The 17720-nt window shown below is 64.3% G+C and carries 21 protein-coding genes; 9 read left to right on the top strand and 12 right to left on the bottom strand.

Annotation, left to right across the window (positions count from 1 at the left end; genetic code table 11):
- Positions 1-3: 3 nt before the first annotated feature.
- On the top strand, positions 4-1530 hold the full coding sequence (locus AC6I6L_RS11785; protein ID WP_497917959.1) for a carboxypeptidase M32: 1527 nt from the start codon (positions 4-6) through the stop codon (positions 1528-1530).
- Between the two features lie 51 nt (positions 1531-1581).
- Here the strand turns inward: AC6I6L_RS11785 and AC6I6L_RS11780 are convergent, their stop codons facing one another.
- Both AC6I6L_RS11780 and AC6I6L_RS11775 read right to left on the bottom strand, forming a co-directional pair.
- Positions 1582-1971 (bottom strand): hypothetical protein, encoded by a 390-nt coding sequence (locus tag AC6I6L_RS11780; RefSeq protein ID WP_497917958.1) that lies wholly within the window; start codon positions 1969-1971, stop codon positions 1582-1584.
- Positions 1972-2194: 223 nt separating this feature from the next.
- Positions 2195-2830: a hypothetical protein gene (locus tag AC6I6L_RS11775; RefSeq protein WP_497917957.1), complete on the bottom strand. Its 636-nt coding sequence runs from the start codon at positions 2828-2830 to the stop codon at positions 2195-2197.
- A gap of 191 nt (positions 2831-3021) precedes the next feature.
- On the opposite strand from AC6I6L_RS11775, the gene AC6I6L_RS11770 reads away from it, so the two are divergent.
- From AC6I6L_RS11770 to AC6I6L_RS11755, 4 genes are all read left to right on the top strand, one after another.
- Positions 3022-3765, top strand: a complete 744-nt coding sequence (locus AC6I6L_RS11770; RefSeq protein ID WP_497917956.1) for an SDR family oxidoreductase — start codon at positions 3022-3024, stop codon at positions 3763-3765.
- A gap of 94 nt (positions 3766-3859) precedes the next feature.
- A complete protein-coding gene (locus tag AC6I6L_RS11765) occupies positions 3860-4600 on the top strand; it encodes a hypothetical protein (RefSeq protein ID WP_497917955.1) in 741 nt (246 codons plus the stop codon).
- A 69-nt stretch (positions 4601-4669) separates the two neighbouring features.
- Positions 4670-5665, top strand: coding sequence for an ABC transporter substrate-binding protein (locus AC6I6L_RS11760; RefSeq protein ID WP_497917954.1), 996 nt, complete (start codon positions 4670-4672; stop codon positions 5663-5665).
- Positions 5662-6090 (top strand): desampylase, encoded by a 429-nt coding sequence (locus AC6I6L_RS11755; protein ID WP_497917953.1) that lies wholly within the window; start codon positions 5662-5664, stop codon positions 6088-6090. The genes AC6I6L_RS11760 and AC6I6L_RS11755 overlap by 4 nt, the downstream gene beginning before the upstream one ends.
- A gap of 70 nt (positions 6091-6160) precedes the next feature.
- Here AC6I6L_RS11755 and AC6I6L_RS11750 read toward each other — a convergent pair whose 3' ends face one another.
- Both AC6I6L_RS11750 and AC6I6L_RS11745 read right to left on the bottom strand, forming a co-directional pair.
- The gene (locus AC6I6L_RS11750) at positions 6161-6604 is read right to left on the bottom strand and encodes a hypothetical protein (protein WP_497917952.1); all 444 of its coding nucleotides are present in this window, start codon (positions 6602-6604) and stop codon (positions 6161-6163) included.
- A gap of 94 nt (positions 6605-6698) precedes the next feature.
- Positions 6699-8147 carry a sulfatase family protein gene (locus tag AC6I6L_RS11745; RefSeq protein WP_497917951.1) on the bottom strand — a complete coding sequence of 483 codons (1449 nt, stop codon included), beginning with the start codon at positions 8145-8147 and terminating at the stop codon, positions 6699-6701.
- A 161-nt stretch (positions 8148-8308) separates the two neighbouring features.
- Between AC6I6L_RS11745 and AC6I6L_RS11740 the strand changes: the two genes are divergently transcribed.
- Together AC6I6L_RS11740 and AC6I6L_RS11735 are read left to right on the top strand one after the other, a co-directional pair.
- Entirely contained in the window at positions 8309-8497 is a 189-nt protein-coding gene (locus AC6I6L_RS11740; protein ID WP_497917950.1) for a DUF7534 family protein, read from the top strand.
- A gap of 140 nt (positions 8498-8637) precedes the next feature.
- The gene (locus tag AC6I6L_RS11735) at positions 8638-8823 is read left to right on the top strand and encodes a hypothetical protein (protein ID WP_497917949.1); all 186 of its coding nucleotides are present in this window, start codon (positions 8638-8640) and stop codon (positions 8821-8823) included.
- Positions 8824-8835: 12 nt separating this feature from the next.
- Here the strand turns inward: AC6I6L_RS11735 and hisS are convergent, their stop codons facing one another.
- On the bottom strand, positions 8836-10134 hold the full coding sequence (gene hisS / locus AC6I6L_RS11730) for a histidine--tRNA ligase (RefSeq protein WP_497918203.1): 1299 nt from the start codon (positions 10132-10134) through the stop codon (positions 8836-8838).
- A 153-nt stretch (positions 10135-10287) separates the two neighbouring features.
- Here hisS and AC6I6L_RS11725 point away from each other — a divergent pair, with 153 nt between their 5' ends.
- Complete coding sequence (locus AC6I6L_RS11725; protein ID WP_497917948.1) at positions 10288-11325, top strand: sensor histidine kinase; 1038 nt, start codon at positions 10288-10290, stop codon at positions 11323-11325.
- Positions 11326-11416: 91 nt separating this feature from the next.
- On the opposite strand, the gene AC6I6L_RS11720 is transcribed toward AC6I6L_RS11725, so the two are convergent.
- The 4 genes from AC6I6L_RS11720 to AC6I6L_RS11705 form a co-directional block, all read right to left on the bottom strand.
- Entirely contained in the window at positions 11417-11905 is a 489-nt protein-coding gene (locus AC6I6L_RS11720; protein ID WP_497917947.1) for a hypothetical protein, read from the bottom strand.
- 163 nt (positions 11906-12068) lie between these two features.
- Positions 12069-12659: a DUF7411 family protein gene (locus AC6I6L_RS11715; RefSeq protein WP_497917946.1), complete on the bottom strand. Its 591-nt coding sequence runs from the start codon at positions 12657-12659 to the stop codon at positions 12069-12071.
- On the bottom strand, positions 12659-13009 hold the full coding sequence (locus tag AC6I6L_RS11710; protein WP_497917945.1) for a DNA-binding protein: 351 nt from the start codon (positions 13007-13009) through the stop codon (positions 12659-12661). The genes AC6I6L_RS11715 and AC6I6L_RS11710 overlap by 1 nt, the downstream gene beginning before the upstream one ends.
- Positions 13010-13114: 105 nt before the next feature.
- Positions 13115-13570, bottom strand: a complete 456-nt coding sequence (locus AC6I6L_RS11705) for a 30S ribosomal protein S19e (RefSeq protein WP_497917944.1) — start codon at positions 13568-13570, stop codon at positions 13115-13117.
- A gap of 109 nt (positions 13571-13679) precedes the next feature.
- Here AC6I6L_RS11705 and thiL point away from each other — a divergent pair, with 109 nt between their 5' ends.
- A complete protein-coding gene (gene thiL, locus AC6I6L_RS11700; RefSeq protein WP_497917943.1) occupies positions 13680-14552 on the top strand; it encodes a thiamine-phosphate kinase in 873 nt (290 codons plus the stop codon).
- A 60-nt stretch (positions 14553-14612) separates the two neighbouring features.
- Here the strand turns inward: thiL and AC6I6L_RS11695 are convergent, their stop codons facing one another.
- From AC6I6L_RS11695 to AC6I6L_RS11685, 3 genes are all read right to left on the bottom strand, one after another.
- A complete protein-coding gene (locus AC6I6L_RS11695; protein ID WP_497917942.1) occupies positions 14613-15770 on the bottom strand; it encodes a site-2 protease family protein in 1158 nt (385 codons plus the stop codon).
- Positions 15771-16246: 476 nt separating this feature from the next.
- Entirely contained in the window at positions 16247-16486 is a 240-nt protein-coding gene (locus tag AC6I6L_RS11690) for a DUF7123 family protein (RefSeq protein WP_497917941.1), read from the bottom strand.
- A gap of 257 nt (positions 16487-16743) precedes the next feature.
- Entirely contained in the window at positions 16744-17577 is an 834-nt protein-coding gene (locus AC6I6L_RS11685; RefSeq protein ID WP_497917940.1) for a molybdopterin synthase, read from the bottom strand.
- Between the last annotated feature and the right edge of the window lie 143 nt (positions 17578-17720).

Genomic DNA, 17720 nt, shown 5'->3' with positions numbered 1-17720 from the left:
TTGATGGCGACGGATCAGTCCCCACCGGAGACAGTCGAGGCGTACGAACAACTCGAAGAGCGCGTCACTCGCATCTCGAACGTCGGCAACGCCGCCGGAATCTTGCGCTGGGATCAGGAGGTCGTCATGCCCGACGAGGGGACGCCTGCCCGCGCACAACAGCTCTCGACGCTGTCGTCGATCAGTCACGAACTGCTGACCGACGACGAAACCGGCGAGCTGCTCGCGGATCTCGAAGACCGTGATCTGGCCGACGAGCAGGCTGCCGTCGTTCGGGAGGTGCGCCGACAGTACGATCGCGAAACGAGCGTTCCAGGCGAGCTCGTCGAGGAAATCTCCGCGACGGCGGCGAACGCCCACCCGACGTGGAAACAGGCCAGAGAAGACGACGACTTCGAACACTTCGCGCCGACGCTCGAGAAACTGGTCGACCTCAAACGCGAGTACGCGACCCATATCGACCCCGACGCCGACCCGTACGCGGTGCTCTTTGCCGACTACGAGCCCTACCTCGACCTCGAGACGGCCGAGCGCGTCCTCGAACGCCTGCGGGACGAACTGGTCCCGCTGATCGACGCGATCGACGACAGCGACGCCGACCTCGAGACGGACGCCTTCGCCGGAACGTTCGAGGACGACGATCAGGAGGCCCTGGCCCGCGACGTTCTCGACTCGCTGGGCTACGACTGGTCTCGCGGTCGACTCGACACCGCGCCGCACCCGTTCTCCTCGGGCACACAGTTCGACGCCCGCGTGACGACCCGCTTCGAACCCGAGGACCTGCTCGGCTCGATCACCTCGACGATCCACGAGTTCGGTCACGCGAACTACACGCTCGGCCTGCCCGACGAGGGCTACGGCACGCCGCTTGGCGAGGCCCGCGACCTCTCGGTCCACGAATCCCAGTCCCGCCTCTGGGAGAACCACGTCGGTCGATCGCGCCCCTTCTGGGAGCACTTCCTGCCGATCGCTCGCGAGCGGTTCCCCTCCCTCGAAAACGTCACTCCAGAGGCGGCCTACGAGGCAGCGAACCAGGTCCACGACGACAATCTCATCCGCGTCGAGGCGGACGAACTCACCTACCACCTCCACATCGTGATCCGCTTCGAGATCGAGCGCGACCTGATCTCGGGCGACCTCGCCGTCCAGGACGTGCCCGAAACGTGGAACGACAAGTACGAGGAGTATCTCGGAATTCGGCCGGACACCGACGCGGATGGCTGTCTGCAAGACATCCACTGGTCTCACGGCAGCTTCGGCTACTTCCCGACGTACTCGCTGGGGTCGGTCCTCGCCGCACAGCTGTACGCTGCCGCGGAGGACGAGGTAGGCGACCTGGACGAGAACGTTCGGGAGGGCGACTTCGCGGACCTGAACGGCTGGCTCCGCGAGCAGGTCCACCAGCACGGCAAACAGTATACGACGCCCGACCTGATCGAACGTGCGACCGGCGAGGCGTTCACCGCCGATTACTTCCTCGAGTACGTCCAGTCGAAGTACGGCGAACTGTACGATCTCGACGACCGCTGAACGTCCGTCTCATCGTTTCCGACGGTCTCGTCGCGCGTACTGGTTTCTCCGTCAGAAGAGCCCGCTTCCGAACACGATCACCGTCAAGTTGTTCGCGAAGACGAACAGCCCGGCGGCGACGAGCAGGCCGAGAAACGCCTCGACGGCGAGTCGTGCGGGACGCCGATACGCGTGCGGGATTTCCCGGGTCAGGTCGAACAGGACGGCGAAACAACAGGCGACCAGCGCGCCGATCGCGGTGTAGATCACCACGACGACCGCAAGCGGCTGGGCCAGCAGCCACGCCATCACGGGGTTCGACTCGTGTTCGAGACCGACCGCGGCCGCGGCGTAGATCGAGGTCAGCAGATCGACCGTCAGCAACAGAAATAGCGCGACGGCGACCCAGTCCCAGTACTCCTCGATCCGCGCACTGAACGTCGTCGGGTGCTCGCTACGCACGGGTATCCCACCTCACGCTATCGCCAGTTTTCACAGCACCGCCGGCCCCTACAGTGTCGTCGGTTGCGAAACGAACGCCGCCCGACGGGGCAGTGACGCGGCCCGGGAAGAACATTGGGATACAGAACGCATTCGACGACCGTCACATCAAGATTGTGGCCACTCGCTCGACGATCGAGAATTCGGGCGCGGCGATCAACGATCGGCCATCCGGCGACCGCCGCTACTGTGCGAGGCGAACGACGAGCGACCGGAACACGCGACGGCCGGCGAAGACGCTGGCGAGTGCGACGCTGACGAGTCCGATCGAGACGACGAGCAACACTGCCGTGTCCGCGGTCGAGAACGTCGCACTGCCCGGCTCGAAGAGCCCGAGGGAGGCGAGCAACAGGCCGCTGATCAGGGCCATCGCGACCGGAATTCCCACGAGCGCGCGCTTCGATCCAGCCTCCTCGGCGGTCGTCGACCGGGTGGCCCGTTCGACGAACAGGATCGTCTTCTCGCCGCCGCGTTTCGTCCACCGGTATTTGAACCGTTCCCACTCGCTCGGTGCGTCCGCGTGACAGCTCGTCGAGTAGACGACGAGATCGTCGTACTCGTCGGCGAGAATGCCCATTTTGCGCCGAAACGCTGGCGTCAACCGGTGTGCGAACGCGACTCCCACGCCACCGACGACGACGTCTACCGCGTTGGTTCCCGAGCCGCGACGAACCGTCGCGTTCGGAAACGCCGATCGCAGATGCTCTGCCAGCGCCGAACTGTCGGTCGGCGTCGATCGATAGGTCCACGACTCGAGAACGTCGCTGACCGCCGGGGCCTGGATAGCCCCGCCGCTTGTCGCCCCCTGCTTGTCCCCCATGACACCGTACCTGTTAGTACCCGTATACTATATATTCATCGGACAGTTCGGTGTCGTTTCAGGAGGAGTCCCCCGCGAGAGTTGCGTACGCGACCACGCGACACTCGATCGTCGGCAGGTCACACGCTGTGGTATCGTTCGGACGCGTTGCCGTCCCGAACGCATTAGGGTCGGGCACCCGTCCCTCGAGTATGGTATCCGAGTCACTCGAGGGAGCGGTCGCGATCGTCACCGGAGCGAGCGCGGGCATCGGCGCGGCGACCTGTCGCGCACTCGCCGCGGAGGGTGCGATCGTCGTTCTCGCGTCGCGAAGCGAGGATCGATTGACGGACCTCGCCGGTGAGATCGAGACGGCCCACGGGGTCGAGACGCTGGTCGTTCCGACGAACGTCCGCGACGAGGCCGCCGTCGATGACCTGATTAGCGAGACGGTCGAAACCTTTGGCGGGATCGACGTACTGGTGAACAACGCCGGTCTCTCGCGGGGCAGCGACGTAGCCGACATGACGACCGACCAGTACGAGACGATCCAGGAGACGAACGCCGACGGGGTCTTTTACGCGACTCGGGCAGCCATCCCGCACGTCCGCGAGCGCGCCGGCCACCTCATCTTCGTCGGGAGCTTCGCCGGCCAGTACCCGCGATCGTTCAACCCCGTCTACGCCGCCTCGAAGTGGTGGACGCGAGGGTTCGCAAAGAGCGTCGCCGCGCAGGTCGGCGCCGACGGCGTCGGCGTCACCGTCGTCAACCCCGCCGAAGTTCGCTCCGAGTTCGAGACGACCGACGGCCGGACGTTCGCGGAGGCGTTCGACGCCGACGAGGCCAGCGAACCCGCGGAGATCGCCGACGCGATCGTGTTCGCCGCCACACGCGAGGGATCGAGCGTGAGCGAGATCGACGTCAACCGGCGGGATAAGTTCGCAGACAGCTTCTGAGCCGAAATCTCCGACTGCTTCTGCGCCGATCGTATAAAACCGGGCTGAAACTGCCGTCAGTAGACTCACCTGTCCCGAGTGTCACCGGTCGAGTATGCGAATCTCGATTCCGGGCGTCGACGGTCTCTACTTCGATACCGACGCTGAGTCGCCAGCCATCAGTCTCGCACTGACCGCCGCGGGGCGACGAGCGCCGAAACCGCAGGGGTACGCGGTCCAGCTTCTCCCCTTTCTGTGGTCGTTCGACGTCGACCTCCGGGAGGTGCCGAACGACCACCCGATCCAGTACCTCCACCCGGAGGGTGCTCGGAGCCTCGGGACTCTCTCGACCGATCGAACGGTTCGTCAGGCCGGCACCGAGTTCGAGTCCGTCCTGCGGTTTGCGTGGGCGGTCAATCAGCGAGTCGAGTCCGCGGGGAATCAGCTCGTCGGCCGTGACGGCGAGCGCAGAGGCGTCAGTATCGACATCACCGACGGGACGATCGACGTCGACGGGCGGCCGCTCGAGACTGACGAGTTCGATTTCGGGGACGACGATCGCACGGACTTACCCGCGGATGTCGGTACCGAGTCTGTGTCCGGCGCTCGATCGGTGACGGAGATCGATATCGTGGCTGCGGCCGACGGCGAACCGGACGAGGAAACGGATTCCAGGGAGACGGCGAACGAGACAGGTACAGAGGAGATGCTGGGGAGAGACGAGACTGACGACGATCTGGACGACGAAGACGAGGACGAGGTGCTGGGACGGGACGAGACTGACGACGGTTTGGAGACGGACGCGGACGACGCGGACGACGAAGACGACGATTCTGACTCGATCGACGGACGCTGAACGCCACCGGTCGATCCGGCAATCCGCCGCGACGCCGCTGTTTTTCATGCTCCCGTCCGTAGGGAGCGTATGCGAATCGTCACGACGCTTCCCTCGGCTACCGAGACCGTCGCCGCGCTCCGCGTCGAACCCGTCGGCGTCTCCCACGAGTGTGACTACCCGCCCGGCGTCGAGTCGGTGCCCTCGATCACCCGATCTCGTATCGACGCTGACGTCTCGAGCAGCGAGATCGACCAGCAAGTTCTCGACACGGCCGACACGGCGGACGGCGTCTACGACGTCGACACAGAGACGCTCGACACTCTCGATCCGGATCTGATCGTCACACAGGGGATGTGCGACGTCTGTGCGGTCGATGAAGTGATCGTCGCGGACGCGATTGACGCGATCGATGCCGACCCCGACGTTCTCACGACCGACCCGCACAGCGTGGGCGACGTCCTCGACGACCTCGATCGAATCGGCCGGGCGATCGATCGCGAAGCGCGCGCCCGGCAAGTTCGTACCGAACTCGAGGGCCGGATCGACGCTGTACGCGACGCAACGGCCGACCTCGGGGTCGACGATCGCCCACGGGTCGCGATCTTCGACTGGACCGACCCCGTCATGATCGCGGGCCACTGGACCGCAGAACTCGTCGACTGGGCCGGCGGCGAGTACGGACTGGCCGACGTCGGCGACCGATCGCGCCCGAGAGAGTGGGCCGAGATCCGCGAGTACGATCCCGAACTCGTCATCGTCGCCCCGTGCGGGTTCGGACTCGACCAGACCGCCGCGAACCGCAGCGATCTTACGGACCGCGAGGGGTGGGAGGATCTCGCCGCCGTCGAGAACGGACGCGTCTGGGCGATGGACGGCCACCACTACCTCAACCGACCCGGCCCGCGACTCGTCGACACGCTCGAAGCGATCGCGGGGATCGTCCAACGGGACCGGTTCGACGCGCCGGACCGGGACGTTGCGGTTCCATTCGACGACCTTGGCGGCCGCGGGGGCGACACCGGAAACCGCGAAACGAACCCGACCGAAACGGGGTCGGGGACTGCGATCGACTCGAACCCGTGATCGTCCTTCCTTCGACCGTTCGCGACGCGATCGTCGATCGCGCCAAAGCGGGCGCTCCCGCGGAGATCTGTGGCGTCCTCGGCGGCGAATACGACCCCAAAACGCGAAGCCGCGTTCGATCGCAGTACCCCGCCGAAAACGTCGCTGACCGAGCTCGGACGCGCTACCGGGTCGATCCCGAGGAACAACTGGCGATCTTCGAACGACTCGAAGAGCGCGGCGAGGAAATCGTCGGCTTCTACCACTCCCACCCGCGCGGGCCGGCGCGACCGAGCGCAACCGACGAGGCGCAGGCCACGTGGCCCGATCGATCGTACGTAATCGTCTCGCTCGACCCGTTCGAGGTCGGCTCGTGGCGCTGGCGGGCGGCCGCTGATACCGACTCCGCCGGGGAATTCGAGCGAGAACGGGTCGTCGTCGAGTGAGCGCGACAGTTCCACACTGACTGCTGTCCGTCAGCCCCTCTCGGGCGTCGTCTATCCCTCCGGGGCCCTTTCAGCCGCCTTCCTCGCTCTCCTCGAGTTCGGCGGCCTCCTGACGCGCGCTTGCGGCCTCCTCCCGAAATTCCTCGATCCGTTGGCTCAGCTTCTTCCCGACGCGGTATTTGAAGTCGTCGGGCATCATCCCGTACTCGATCTCGATCGTGACCATCGTATCGCAGTCCTCGACGATTTCGGGTGCCCAGCTTCCGGCCGCCAGTTTCGACTCGTCGGTGACGATCGCTTCGCCGTTTTCGACGTCGATGAACGCGGTGACGGTGTTCCAGATGTCCGGATCGCTCGTACTCGCCTCGTCGAACAGCCCCTCGAACCGCGACGCTTTGACCGGTTCGTCGCGGAGTTCGACGACGAGGGCTTCGAGTGCGTCCGCGATCTCTTCCGCGCGGTCGCCAGCCTCGTGAAGATCGGTCGCTCGATCGCCCGATTCCCTGCCCGTCATCGATCTCCCTCCGTATCCGTGACGTCTGCGAGCATAGCAACCGGTAGCCGCTTTAGAACCGTAAACGTACGCTTCCGTTTCGAGTCCGGTGGGACTACGGCCCGTCCTCCAGCACGTCCGGCACCCAGCCCCGGAGCGGGTCGTCCGTTTCGTGCATCCACTCGACGAGCCGTTTCCGCATCGACGATCGCGCGTCGGCGTACGCCGGGTGATCGATCAGGTTCTGGAGTTCGGCGGGGTCGCGATCGAGGTCGTACAGTTCGTCGACGTCCGGCCCGTTGTAGACGTACTTGTATCGGCTCGTTCGGACCATCCGCTGGGTGTAGAGGCCGAACTCCTCGCCGTGGTACTGCGAGAGGGTCGAATCCGGCCAGCCGTCGGGGTCGGCGCCCTCGAGCAGTGGGAGGAGACTGCGACTGTGAAACGACTCCGGAACCGAGACGCCGGCCAGTTCGAGGAACGTCGGCGCGAGATCGTGGAGGTGGACGGGCCGGCCACAGACCGACCCCGGTTCGGTGACGCCCGGCCAGCGAACCTGCAGCGGGATGCGATAGGTGTCGTCGTACATCAGCGGCCCCTTGTTGAACTGGCGATGGCCGCCGACGAAGTCGCCGTGGTCGGATGCGTGCACGACGGCCGTCTCCTCGGCCAGTCCGTATTCGTCGAGCGCGTCGAGAATCCGCGCGAACTGGTCGTCGATCAGGCTCACGAACCCCCAGTACTTCGCGATCACGTCGGCCCAGGTGTTCCAGTCGAACCCCTCCACGCCGCGGTAGTGAACGAAGTTCTCCTGTACCTGCGGCTTCCCCGCAAACGTCTCGGCGTAGCTCTCGGGTGGTTCGATCGCCTCGGGGTCGTACATCGACGCGTACGGCTCCGGGACGACGTAGGGATGGTGCGGCCCGTAGAAGTCCGCCCGGTGGAAAAACGGGCCGTCGCGGTCGCCCGTCGCGTGAGCTTCGATCGCCTCGATCGTCCGTTCGGCCAGAAAGTACGCGCGGGTATCCTCGACCTCGATGGGGGCTTTCGCGGCGACGAACGTTCCCTCACCGCCGCCGGTGTAGACAGCTTCCTCGAACTCCACGTTGTCCATCGGCGTCCCCCGCTCCTCGCGGTACTCGCGGAACGCGTCGTCGATGTCGTCGTGGTGCGTGTCGCTGCCCCCGAGATACGAGAAGCCGAAGTCCTCGGGCGTCTGGTCGCGGCCGACGTGCCACTTCCCCGTGTAGGTGAGGTCGTACCCGCCGTCGCTCGCCGCCAGTTCCTCCGAGAAGGTCGGAATCGTTTCGGGCAGGTTCGCCCGAATCGCGTCGGCTTCGTGGCTGTTGTTGAGCATCCCGTGTCCGTGTGGGAACTGTCCGGTCAGCAGCGACGCGCGGGCGCTCGTACAGATGCTAATCGGCGTCACCGCCCGCTCGAATCGCATCCCCTCGCTCGCGAGGCGATCGAACGTCTCCGTCTCGACGGGCGGCCCGTCGGGGGCGGTGCAGTCGTACCGTTCCTGATCGGTGAGCACGAACAGGACGTTCGGCGTGTCGGCCATCGAGCGTCGTACACCGAGGCCGTAGTTAATGCTGGGGCCAGTTCGATCGCTTGAGACCGACCAATTCAGGGAGTAGAGGTGACCCGTCCAAATTTGAAGGCGTGCCACAGCAGCGACAGGGATGCAAAAATAATTTAGAGCGGTTTACAAATCCCTCGAGTATGGGAGTTGCGCAGTTTTGGAAGACGACAGTAGTGCTATGTGTCCTCGCCATTGGCCTCGCAAGCGTGGTTTCTCCACCAGATCCGTTCACGCTGATCCTGTATGCCGTTCCGCTCTTGGTTCTCGCCCCCGTCGTTTCGTACGCACTCACGTACGGCGGTTGGTTCGACTATCTGGAACACAGTTGATCACCTCCGTTCGGACCCGTCGCGGACAGCACCTCGACGAACCACCGTGTTCGCAACTGGGGATTCGAACAGCGCCCGAAATAAATACGATCGACATGTGAACCCGCCAATTCAGCCGCTTCGACCGCCAACGCAGGATCGTGCCAACCGCCTACTGCTTCGCGTGTGACTGGCAGCGAGCCGTCACCGACGACGAGATCTCCGACCTCAGCCGGGCGATGATCGACCACCACATCGAGACGGGCCACAGCCCGATCGAGCAATTCCGGGACGATACGGCAGAGAGACCCGAGCCGACAGCCACGGGCGAGCGAAAAACGAACTGAGACGATCGAGAGTTACTCGAAATCCTCGATCGTCGGCCGGTCCCGATCGCCGGGGAAGTCTGCGACGGGAACCTGAATCTGGTCGCCGCTTTCCATATCCTTGAGCGTCACCTCGTCGTTCGCGAGGTCCTGTTCCCCGACGATGACGACCGTCTCGGCGTTGATCGAGTCGGCGTAGTCGAGTTGGGCCCCGAACGAACGGCCCGCGACGTCCGTCTCGACGGTGTGGCCGCGATCGCGCAGCGCGCGGGTGATCCGAGCGGCCGTCGATCGCGTGTCGCCGACCTGGAGGACGTAGTAGGCCGTCTCGAGCGTTTCCTCGGGCCAGACGCCTGCCCGCTGGAGCAACAACGAGAGCGTCGCGAGACCGGGAGCGACGCCGACGGCAGGCGTCGGCTGCCCGCCGAAGCCTTCGATCAGGTCGTCGTAGCGACCGCCGCCGAAGATCGATCGGGAGACCTCGCCTGTGGAGTCGAAACACTCGAAGACGACGCCGGTGTAGTAGTCGAGCCCGCGAGCCGTCTCGAGGGACACCGTACAGTGGTCGCGCGCACCGAAGTCTTCCGCCGCCGCGAGGACGTTCTGCAGGTTTTCGACCGCCGCGGTGACGCGATCGGTCTCCGCAACGGCCTCGACGGCGTCGAGATCGCCGCTCGCGATCAGGTCGTCGAACTCGGCGGCCTGGTCGGACGTGAGGCCGGCCTCGACGAGCAGGTCGTGGTACTCGGCCTGCGGGACCTTTTCGGACTTGTCGACCGCGCGAACCGCCTCGTCGATGTCCACGTCGGCGTCGTACGTCTCGAGGACGCCCCCGAGGATGTCCCGGTGGGAGATGCGGAACTCGAAGTGTTCGTCGGTCAGACCGAGGTTCGTTAGAGCGTCGGCTGCCCACGCGAGAATTTCGGCGTCGGCTTCGGGTTCGCTCGAGCCGAAGATGTCGACGTTGGTCTGGAAGAACTCGCGCTGGCGGCCCTGCTGAACCTGCTCGTACCGCCAGAACGGCCGCGTCGAGACCCACTTAATCGGTTTCGACAGCTCCTGCTGTTTGGCGACGACCATCCGCGCGACCGTCGGCGTCAGTTCCGGCGTCAGCGTGACGTGGCGGCCGCCCTGGTCCTCGAAGGCGTACAGTTCGTCGACGATATCGTCGCCGCTCTTGTCGGTCCACAGCTCGGCGCGTTCGAGCGCCGGCGTTCCGATCTCGCGGAAGCCATACTGGCGGGCGGTGTCCTCCAGGACGTCGATCGTCTCCCGCCGCGCACCCATCTCGCCGGGATAGAAGTCTCGAAAGCCCTTGATTCGGTCGTACATGAGTGGCCGTTTGCCCACGGCGAACTTCTTTCCGTCGGTCCCGACTTCGCCATTCATTCGCGTTTGATTCGTTGCCCCGATCGATTAGTTCGACAGTCACCAGCCCGAGATTCTCCCGTACCTTGATAGGCGTCTGCGTGGTGGCGTACACCTGTGCAGCGTCTGGTAGATGACGAGTGGGTCACCGACATCGAGGAACAGTTACCGGTATCGCCGCTGTCGGCGCTCGGTCTCTTTCTCGCCGCCGTCATCGGCATTCGCATCGCCGGCCAGAACGTTACCCAACAGGCACTGCTCGAGAGCATCATTCCCCTGCTCGCCGCGACGGCCGTCGTGCTCACCGATCGGAAGCTCGTCGCCCAAGATGTCTCGGTCCGCGATCGACTCGCGGTCTTCGCCTACGGTGCGGGCGGTTTTCTCGCGGGAGCGTTCGTCACCTCGCTTCACCTCGCGGTCTTGTACCTCGACGGGACCGGCGCGATGAAGCCGATCTACCTCCTGTTGATGGGCGGAACGGTCGGCCTCGCGGCCGGAACGATCGCCGGCGTCTACGAGATTCGACAGCGGGCGGCCGTCCGAGAGGCTCGCCGCCAGAGCGCCCGACTGGAGGAGTTCGCCAGCGTCGTCAGCCACGACCTCCGGAATCCACTCGGTGTCGCTCAGGGCCGCCTCGACGCCGCCTTCCGGACGGGCGACATCGAACACCTGAAACACGTCGACAGGGCGCTCGATCGCATGGACGAACTGATCGAGGAGTCGCTGTCGGTCGCACGGAACGGAACGCACGTCGAGGAGACCCAGACCGTCCCACTGGTCGAACTCGCGAGCGAGGCGTGGACGGCCACCGACACGCACAACGGGACCCTCGAGACGGTCGACAACCACGCCCTGCAGGTCGACCCAACCCGTGCGAAACAGCTCTTCGAAAACTGCTACCGGAACGCGATCGATCACGGTAGCGATGACGTTCGCGTCCGCGTCGGCACCTGTTCGGGCGGCTTCTACATCGCGGACGACGGTCCCGGAATCCCCGAGGACGAGCGCGATCGGGTGCTCGAACAGGGATACTCGACGGCCGACGATGGCTCCGGATTAGGGCTGGCGATCGTCCGCGCGATCGCCGACGCTCACGGCTGGAACGTCACGATCACCGAAAGTGCGGAGGGTGGGGCCCGGTTCGAGTTTACGTGACTCGACGGACGACCGCGTCGACTGGTTTCGACCGATCGTCTTCGTCGACTGGTTTCGACCGATCGTCTTCGTCGTCGATCGGTAATGCCGCTTACGAGCCACCGAACGCGTCGCTCGGAACGCGCGTGACCGCCGGCGACCCGGACAGTTCGAGAGCCGACGCTGGCACATCCGGCGTCGACTCCATACCGAGCATCTCGTCGATGGCTGCCCCGTCGTCAGAGAGGACCGTCACGTTCGGTGACCCGAGCGTGATCGCCCCCTCGACCCGTGGCTCTCCGGACACTCGATCGTGACCGCGCTTTCGAGGTAACGTACACGATTCTACCGAATCGGTCTGATACTCGCCGTCTTCCGGCGCGTCGGCCATGATCGTATCCGTTTCGATCGCCGCTTGCTTCAAATTCCCGAGCGTGGTGGCGATCTGTTCGTCGGTCGTATCCAGGTCCGCTGGCGGGTCGTGTTTCCCGCCGCCAGCGATCAGTTCTGCCGGTGAGTCAACGCCTTCGCGCTCGAGGATCGCATCCGGATCTGGGTCGACCTCAGCGAAGATGTCTCGTACTGACGTGCGTTCGCTCATACGTTCGGTCCAACACCGTGGACTTTCGTTATGGCGAGACTATCATCGACTACTGAACGTAACGAACCCGTTACCGTCTGTATCGTCGACCAGAGTACAGACTGCGCGATCGCCACAGAATAAGAGTCGGGACGGAGTGACAAGTGGGGTTCCGGTCGCTTCGTCACCGAACGCCCGTCACGTACGTCTGGTGATGATTGGGAAAGAGATCGCCGACCCGCTCGGGACCGTCTGCCGCGGCGATGAGCGATCGCAACTCGGCTTCGTAATCGGCCCGATCGATCGACTCGCTCGGCCCGGTCGTCACGTCGAGGTGGGCGTCGACGAGTCGATCGACGGCGCTGCGCCCGAATCCCGACAGCGGGGCGATGTAGTCGACGCCGTGGCGATCTTCGAGACTCTGGGCCTGTGCCCGCGAAACCGTTGGGACACGGTCGTCACGTCTGGTACCGTCTGCGATCGCGTGGAACTCCCGTTCGGCCAGCCGTTCCAGAGCGTGCTGGTGGACCAGTTGAATCCCGTTTCGAGGGAAGCCATCCTTGCGAATCTGGTCGACGGCCTCCTCGGCCACGTCGCGATCGAGCGCGACGCGATCGAACGCGAAGCCGAGGGTGTCGGCGGTCGCCTTCGCGTGTTTCCAGTCGTCGGTCACCCCGAAATGGCCGGTTACCAGGGTGACCTCGTAGAACTCGTCGAGGAGAAGCGCGGCGAGCGTCGAATCCTTGCCGCCGCTGTATAGCAGTCCGAGTTCCATTACCGGCGGGTGATGTCGAAGCTCTTCGAGTCGGGTTTCAGTTCCTGGAGCAGCTGTTTCATCTTCTGGTCGTCGATCTTGCCCTGGATGCGCCCGGAGCGAGCGAGGCTAATGACCTGCCGTTCGACCTGCTCGCCGAACTGCGGTTTGCTCATCTTGACCGTGTTGAGCCGCTTTCGCGCGTCGTCGGTCAGGTGCTGGCGCAGGACTGCCTTCTTCTGGGCCTCGGCCTGCTGTTTCGCCGCTTCCTGGGTCTCGCCGTCCTGTTGACCGCCGGCCTGTTCCTGTAGCTGCTCCATTTTCTTCTGTCGCAACTCCTCGAGTTTCTCCTCGTCGGACCGTTCACTCATAGCTATCTCTGCATTCTCCTGCAGGCGGGAAAATGATTACGGACCCGCGGAACGCGCCGTCGCTCACGGCGCGGTGTCTCGCAAAACGAACCGCATCGGCGTCGTTTACGCGTAGCGTTCGAGTTCCGGACGATCGAGGTCCTCGAGAACGTCGCCGGCGGTCTCGTCGAGCAGGCTCTGGCCCGCCGCAGTGATGCGGCGTCCTTCGCCTTCAGCAACCTCCACGAGGTCTTCGTCTTCGAGTTGCTGGAGGATGGTGCGGATCAGGTTCTTCGAGCCGTCGGCGCGTTTGTCGGGTGCGACCTGATAGCGGTTCGAGCCGCCCTTTGCGCCGCCGTACTCCGTCGAGAGTCGCTCGACACCGACGGGGCCGCGGTGGGCGACCTTGCGAAGCAGGCTCGCGGCGCGGGTCGCCCAGAAGTCTTTCTGTTCGGGTGGCAGTTCGCGGTCGACACCAGTCTTTACGAACTCGCTCCAGTCGGGTTCGTCGAGTCGGTCCTCGAGGTCCTCGGCGAGCGCCTCGATGAGGTCGTCCGCCGGAACGTCGTACATCGTAGCCATTGGCGTGTGGTTCCCGTCCGCGGCATTTAAGGCCATCGTATTTCTCGAGCCTCGCTCCCGCTCTCGACGGTCCGGGTCGCTTTTCGCACTGGGAGCGAAACGGGTACGTATGGACGAACGTGCCGCCCTGGCGCTCCTGGCGGAGGAACTCGATCACGCCGGCGACGACGCCGCGATCGTCGACGGACTGGTCGTGACGACGGATATGCTCCACGAGCGGACGGACTTTCCGTCGGGGACGACCCGCTATACAGCGGGCTGGCGGGCCGTTGGTGCGTCGCTATCGGATGTCGCGGCGATGGGTGCCGATGCCGTCGCTGCGGTCGCCGCCTACGCCGCACCGACGTTCGATCCCGACGAACTGCTCGCGTTCGTCCGCGGGGCCAGCGACGTCTGTGAGCGAGTGGACGCGGCGTACGTCGGGGGCGACCTCGACGGCCACGAGGAGTTCACCGTCTCGACGACTGCCATCGGCCGATCGACCGATCCGGTCCGCCGAAGCGGCGCTACCGCTGGCGAGATCGTCTGCGTCACCGGAACGCTGGGCCGAAGCGCTGCCGCACTGTCGCTGTTCGAGCGCGACGATCGCGAGCGGGCGAACGACCTGTTCCGGTTCGAACCTCGAGTTTCGGCCGGTCGCGCTCTCGCTTCTCACGCAACGGCGATGATGGACTCGAGTGACGGCCTCGCACGATCGCTCCACCAGCTCGCGACGGCGAGCGACTGCGGGTTCGCGATCGAATCGGCCGACATTCCGATCGACGACGCCGTCTACGCGGTCACGGACACCGACGACGAGGCGATCGAACGCGCAACGACGTTCGGGGAGGACTTCGAACTCGTCTGTACGATTCCCGAGGACGACCTCGACGCGGCTCGCGAGGCCGTCACCGTTCCTCTAACACCGATCGGTTCGGTCGTCACCGACGGGGTTACGATCGACGGCGAGGCGCTCGCGGATCGTGGGTATACACACGGCTGAGCGATCCCGCTACTCGAACAGTTCCGTCGCGCTCGATACTGGATCAGAGACGTCGGCTCGTTACTGGATCAGTTCGATCGGTACCGGCATGAAACAGAGCGCACCGAGAACGAACGTGAGCACGCCGAGCAGAAATCGGCCGGGGCCCAACCCGCGGTCGTCTACCGGACGGGCGGGACCGACGGCCGCAATAAACGCCGTGAGAAGTCCCCAGAACACCCAGATGAACACGGCGTACCGGCCGTAGCCGATGACGTAGTAGAGGTAGGCCGCGAGGGCGAAGAGCGCACCCGGCACGATCGCCGCGATCGTCTCCTGGAACTCGCCGGCCATCGCCCGGAGGATGTGGCCGCCGTCTAGCTGGCCGACCGGGATCAGATTGAGGAACGTGACGAACATCCCGACCCAGCCGCCGATGACGACCGGGTTCACCGCCGTCGCCGGATCGTCGTGGTACAGCGACTGGTCGAACGCGGTCGCGAGCCACTCGAGCAACAGCGGGTAGCCGAGGCTGATCTGGATCGCGTCGGGGCTGTCGACGAGCGATTGGGGCGCGGTAACTGGCGGGAGATGCAACCCGATGATCGTCACTGCGATCGTCGCGATCAGGCCGGCCAGTGGCCCGGCGACGCCGATGTCGAACAGCGCCTTTCGATCGGGCATCCGCCCCTTCATTTTGATCACCGCGCCCATCGTTCCGATGAGCGACGGAACGGGGATGAAGTACGGTAACGAGGCGTCGACCCGGTGGTAGCGACTCATCACGTAGTGTCCCATCTCGTGGACGCTCCAGACGCCGAGGACGGCGGCGGTAAACGGCCACGCGTGCCACAGTTCGCTCGGATTCGAGACTGGATCGAGATAGTACCACTGTGCGCCGGCAAAGAGCGTCGAGACGATCGTCGCCAGAAAGAGCACCAGATTCGTCCAGGGGATGCCGTCGATGCCGATACTCGTCGGCTCTGCGACGAGGACGTACTCCCCGTGGCGCACCGTCAACTCCGGTTCGTATCCCGCCTCGCGAAACGCCGGCCAGAGATCGCGGACGACCTGCTCCGGTCGTCGAAGCGGATCGCCGTAGTACACTAACCTGTCGTCTTCGGTGCGTACCTCGTAAACGGCGAACGCGGACTCGATGCGATCGATCGGCGGGCCCGCATCGAGTGTCGATCCGCCTCGAACCGACGGATCGAACCTGGACGAATCGACGTCCTCCATCGTCCGTGTTTACTCACCCGTTCGTATAAAACGACTGACGGCGGCAGGAGTGCCCGTCTTCTGATCGTGAATTCACCCGGCCCGACCCGAGGAAACACGGCGTTACACACCGCGATTGCAGGGGCGAGCACGGACACCTCGTTCTCGTGTATCGCCTTTCACCCGTACGGTTCGTCGACTGCGGATACCGTTTCGTCTCGGGACAATCTACTGTCGGCAGGTAGAGAAGTACACCGGCGGAGACCGCCGTGTCAGCGGTAGTATCGGTGTGAGATCGCATGGCAGCGATCGGGAACTGTCGGGTGACGCCGATTCGACGTGCCGACAGTTCGGTTGGTGCGATGATCAGTGTGAGTTCGAGTGTGCGTGAGGGTGCGGCGCAGTGGAGATCTGCGATGATCGTCAACGGCGTGGGCGAGTAATGCTCTGCGTGAGTAGCGCTGTTGCTTGCGCCGATCGCAGATGGTCTTGGCGAGTCAGGCGGGTTCGACGCGCCACGTGGTTGCGCTCGTGTACGACCACTTCTCGATTTCGAGGTCGGTCGCGGACTCCGAGAGCTTGACCATCAGCGCGCCAATCTCTTTGGGGGACATGCCGACTTCGTCTGCGATGAACTTGCCTTTGAAGTACAGCTCACCGTCTTCTGCGCGTTCGCGCAGGTAGCGTTTCAGGCGGTGTTCCTTGCTTTCCGTGGAGGGTTGGGCTGTCGTGCTCATCGACAGTAACGCCTTGTGGGGGAGACATGTTATAACGGCTGGATGGTTAGCGGCGTTTCGATTGCATTCAGTGATTTGGGGGGTAATGGACCTTTTATTCTCGTTTATGATATGTTTCATCGGCACCTTAGAACCAACGAGACGTTTTAAAACCGATCCTAACGGCTTATCGAGATCATAATACTCCGTACAACAGTTCACGTCGGAATGTGAATAGTAAGCCGCTGGTGACCGACGTCTGTGACCGAAATGAAGGGTCAGGATCGCTCGTGAACCCAGAACTCGTCCTCGACCGTCACTTCTTTTTTGAACAGCGGAACCTCGTCTTTCAGCCGGTTGATCCCGTCTTCGACCGTCCGAAACGCCTCTTCGCGGTGGCCTGCGAGCACGACGACGAAGACGATGTCTTCACCGTCTCCGACGACCCCCGTTCGGTGGTAGAGTTCGACGTCGAGAACGCCCTCGCGCTCTTCGAGTTCCGTCTCGATCGAGGCCATGCGTTCGTCGGCAATTCCATCGTACTTCTCGAATTCGAGGAACTCCGTTCGAGCGTCGTCGGGATCGTCTTTCGCGCGCACCCGGCCGGTAAAGGTCGCGATCGCGCCCGACAGATCGGCCTTCGGAGAGCGTTTGACGCGAGCGACGAGCGATCCCAGCGTCTCGTGGGGGTCTGTCGCCTCGAGCCTGGTCACGAGATCGTCCATCTCGAGTTCCCGGGCGCGGTCGATCGTCGCGAGCACGTCGCCGCGTTCGTCCGTGTTCCCAGCCGTGTCCGACCCGACGACGATCGACGGGTACTGGAGATCCGGAACGCCGACGACGACTGCGTAGTCACAGTCCCGTGCCAGTGCGTCGAGGGCATCGCTGACGGTCAATCCCGTTCCCGAGGCGGTCCAGTCACCGTCCGCGCCGAGACCGTACGTGACGTCGCCTCCGACAGTAACCGTTTCGTGGGTCCCATCGGCGATCGTTGCATCGTAGCGGACGACGCCGACCCGCCCCTCATAGGAGAGTCGATCGACGACCCGATCGACGACCAGTTCGTGGGTCTCCTCGCCGGCTCCCCGATCCAGACAGCCGAGTACGTACATATCTGAACGATGGTCGGGTCGCGTTTTGTAGCTGTCGCTGATTCGGGGTGTTTCGCTCGTCCGGGTCTCTCGTCCTCGGACGTGGTAGCTATTCACTCCCGAGCGAACGAATTTCGACCTCCCGGGAGTTGGCAACCCTTAAG

This window comes from Halosolutus sp. DAT137 (genome assembly GCF_059736405.1).
Note: the sequence above shows the minus strand (reverse complement) of the source record. Positions and strands in the feature narration are given on the sequence as shown.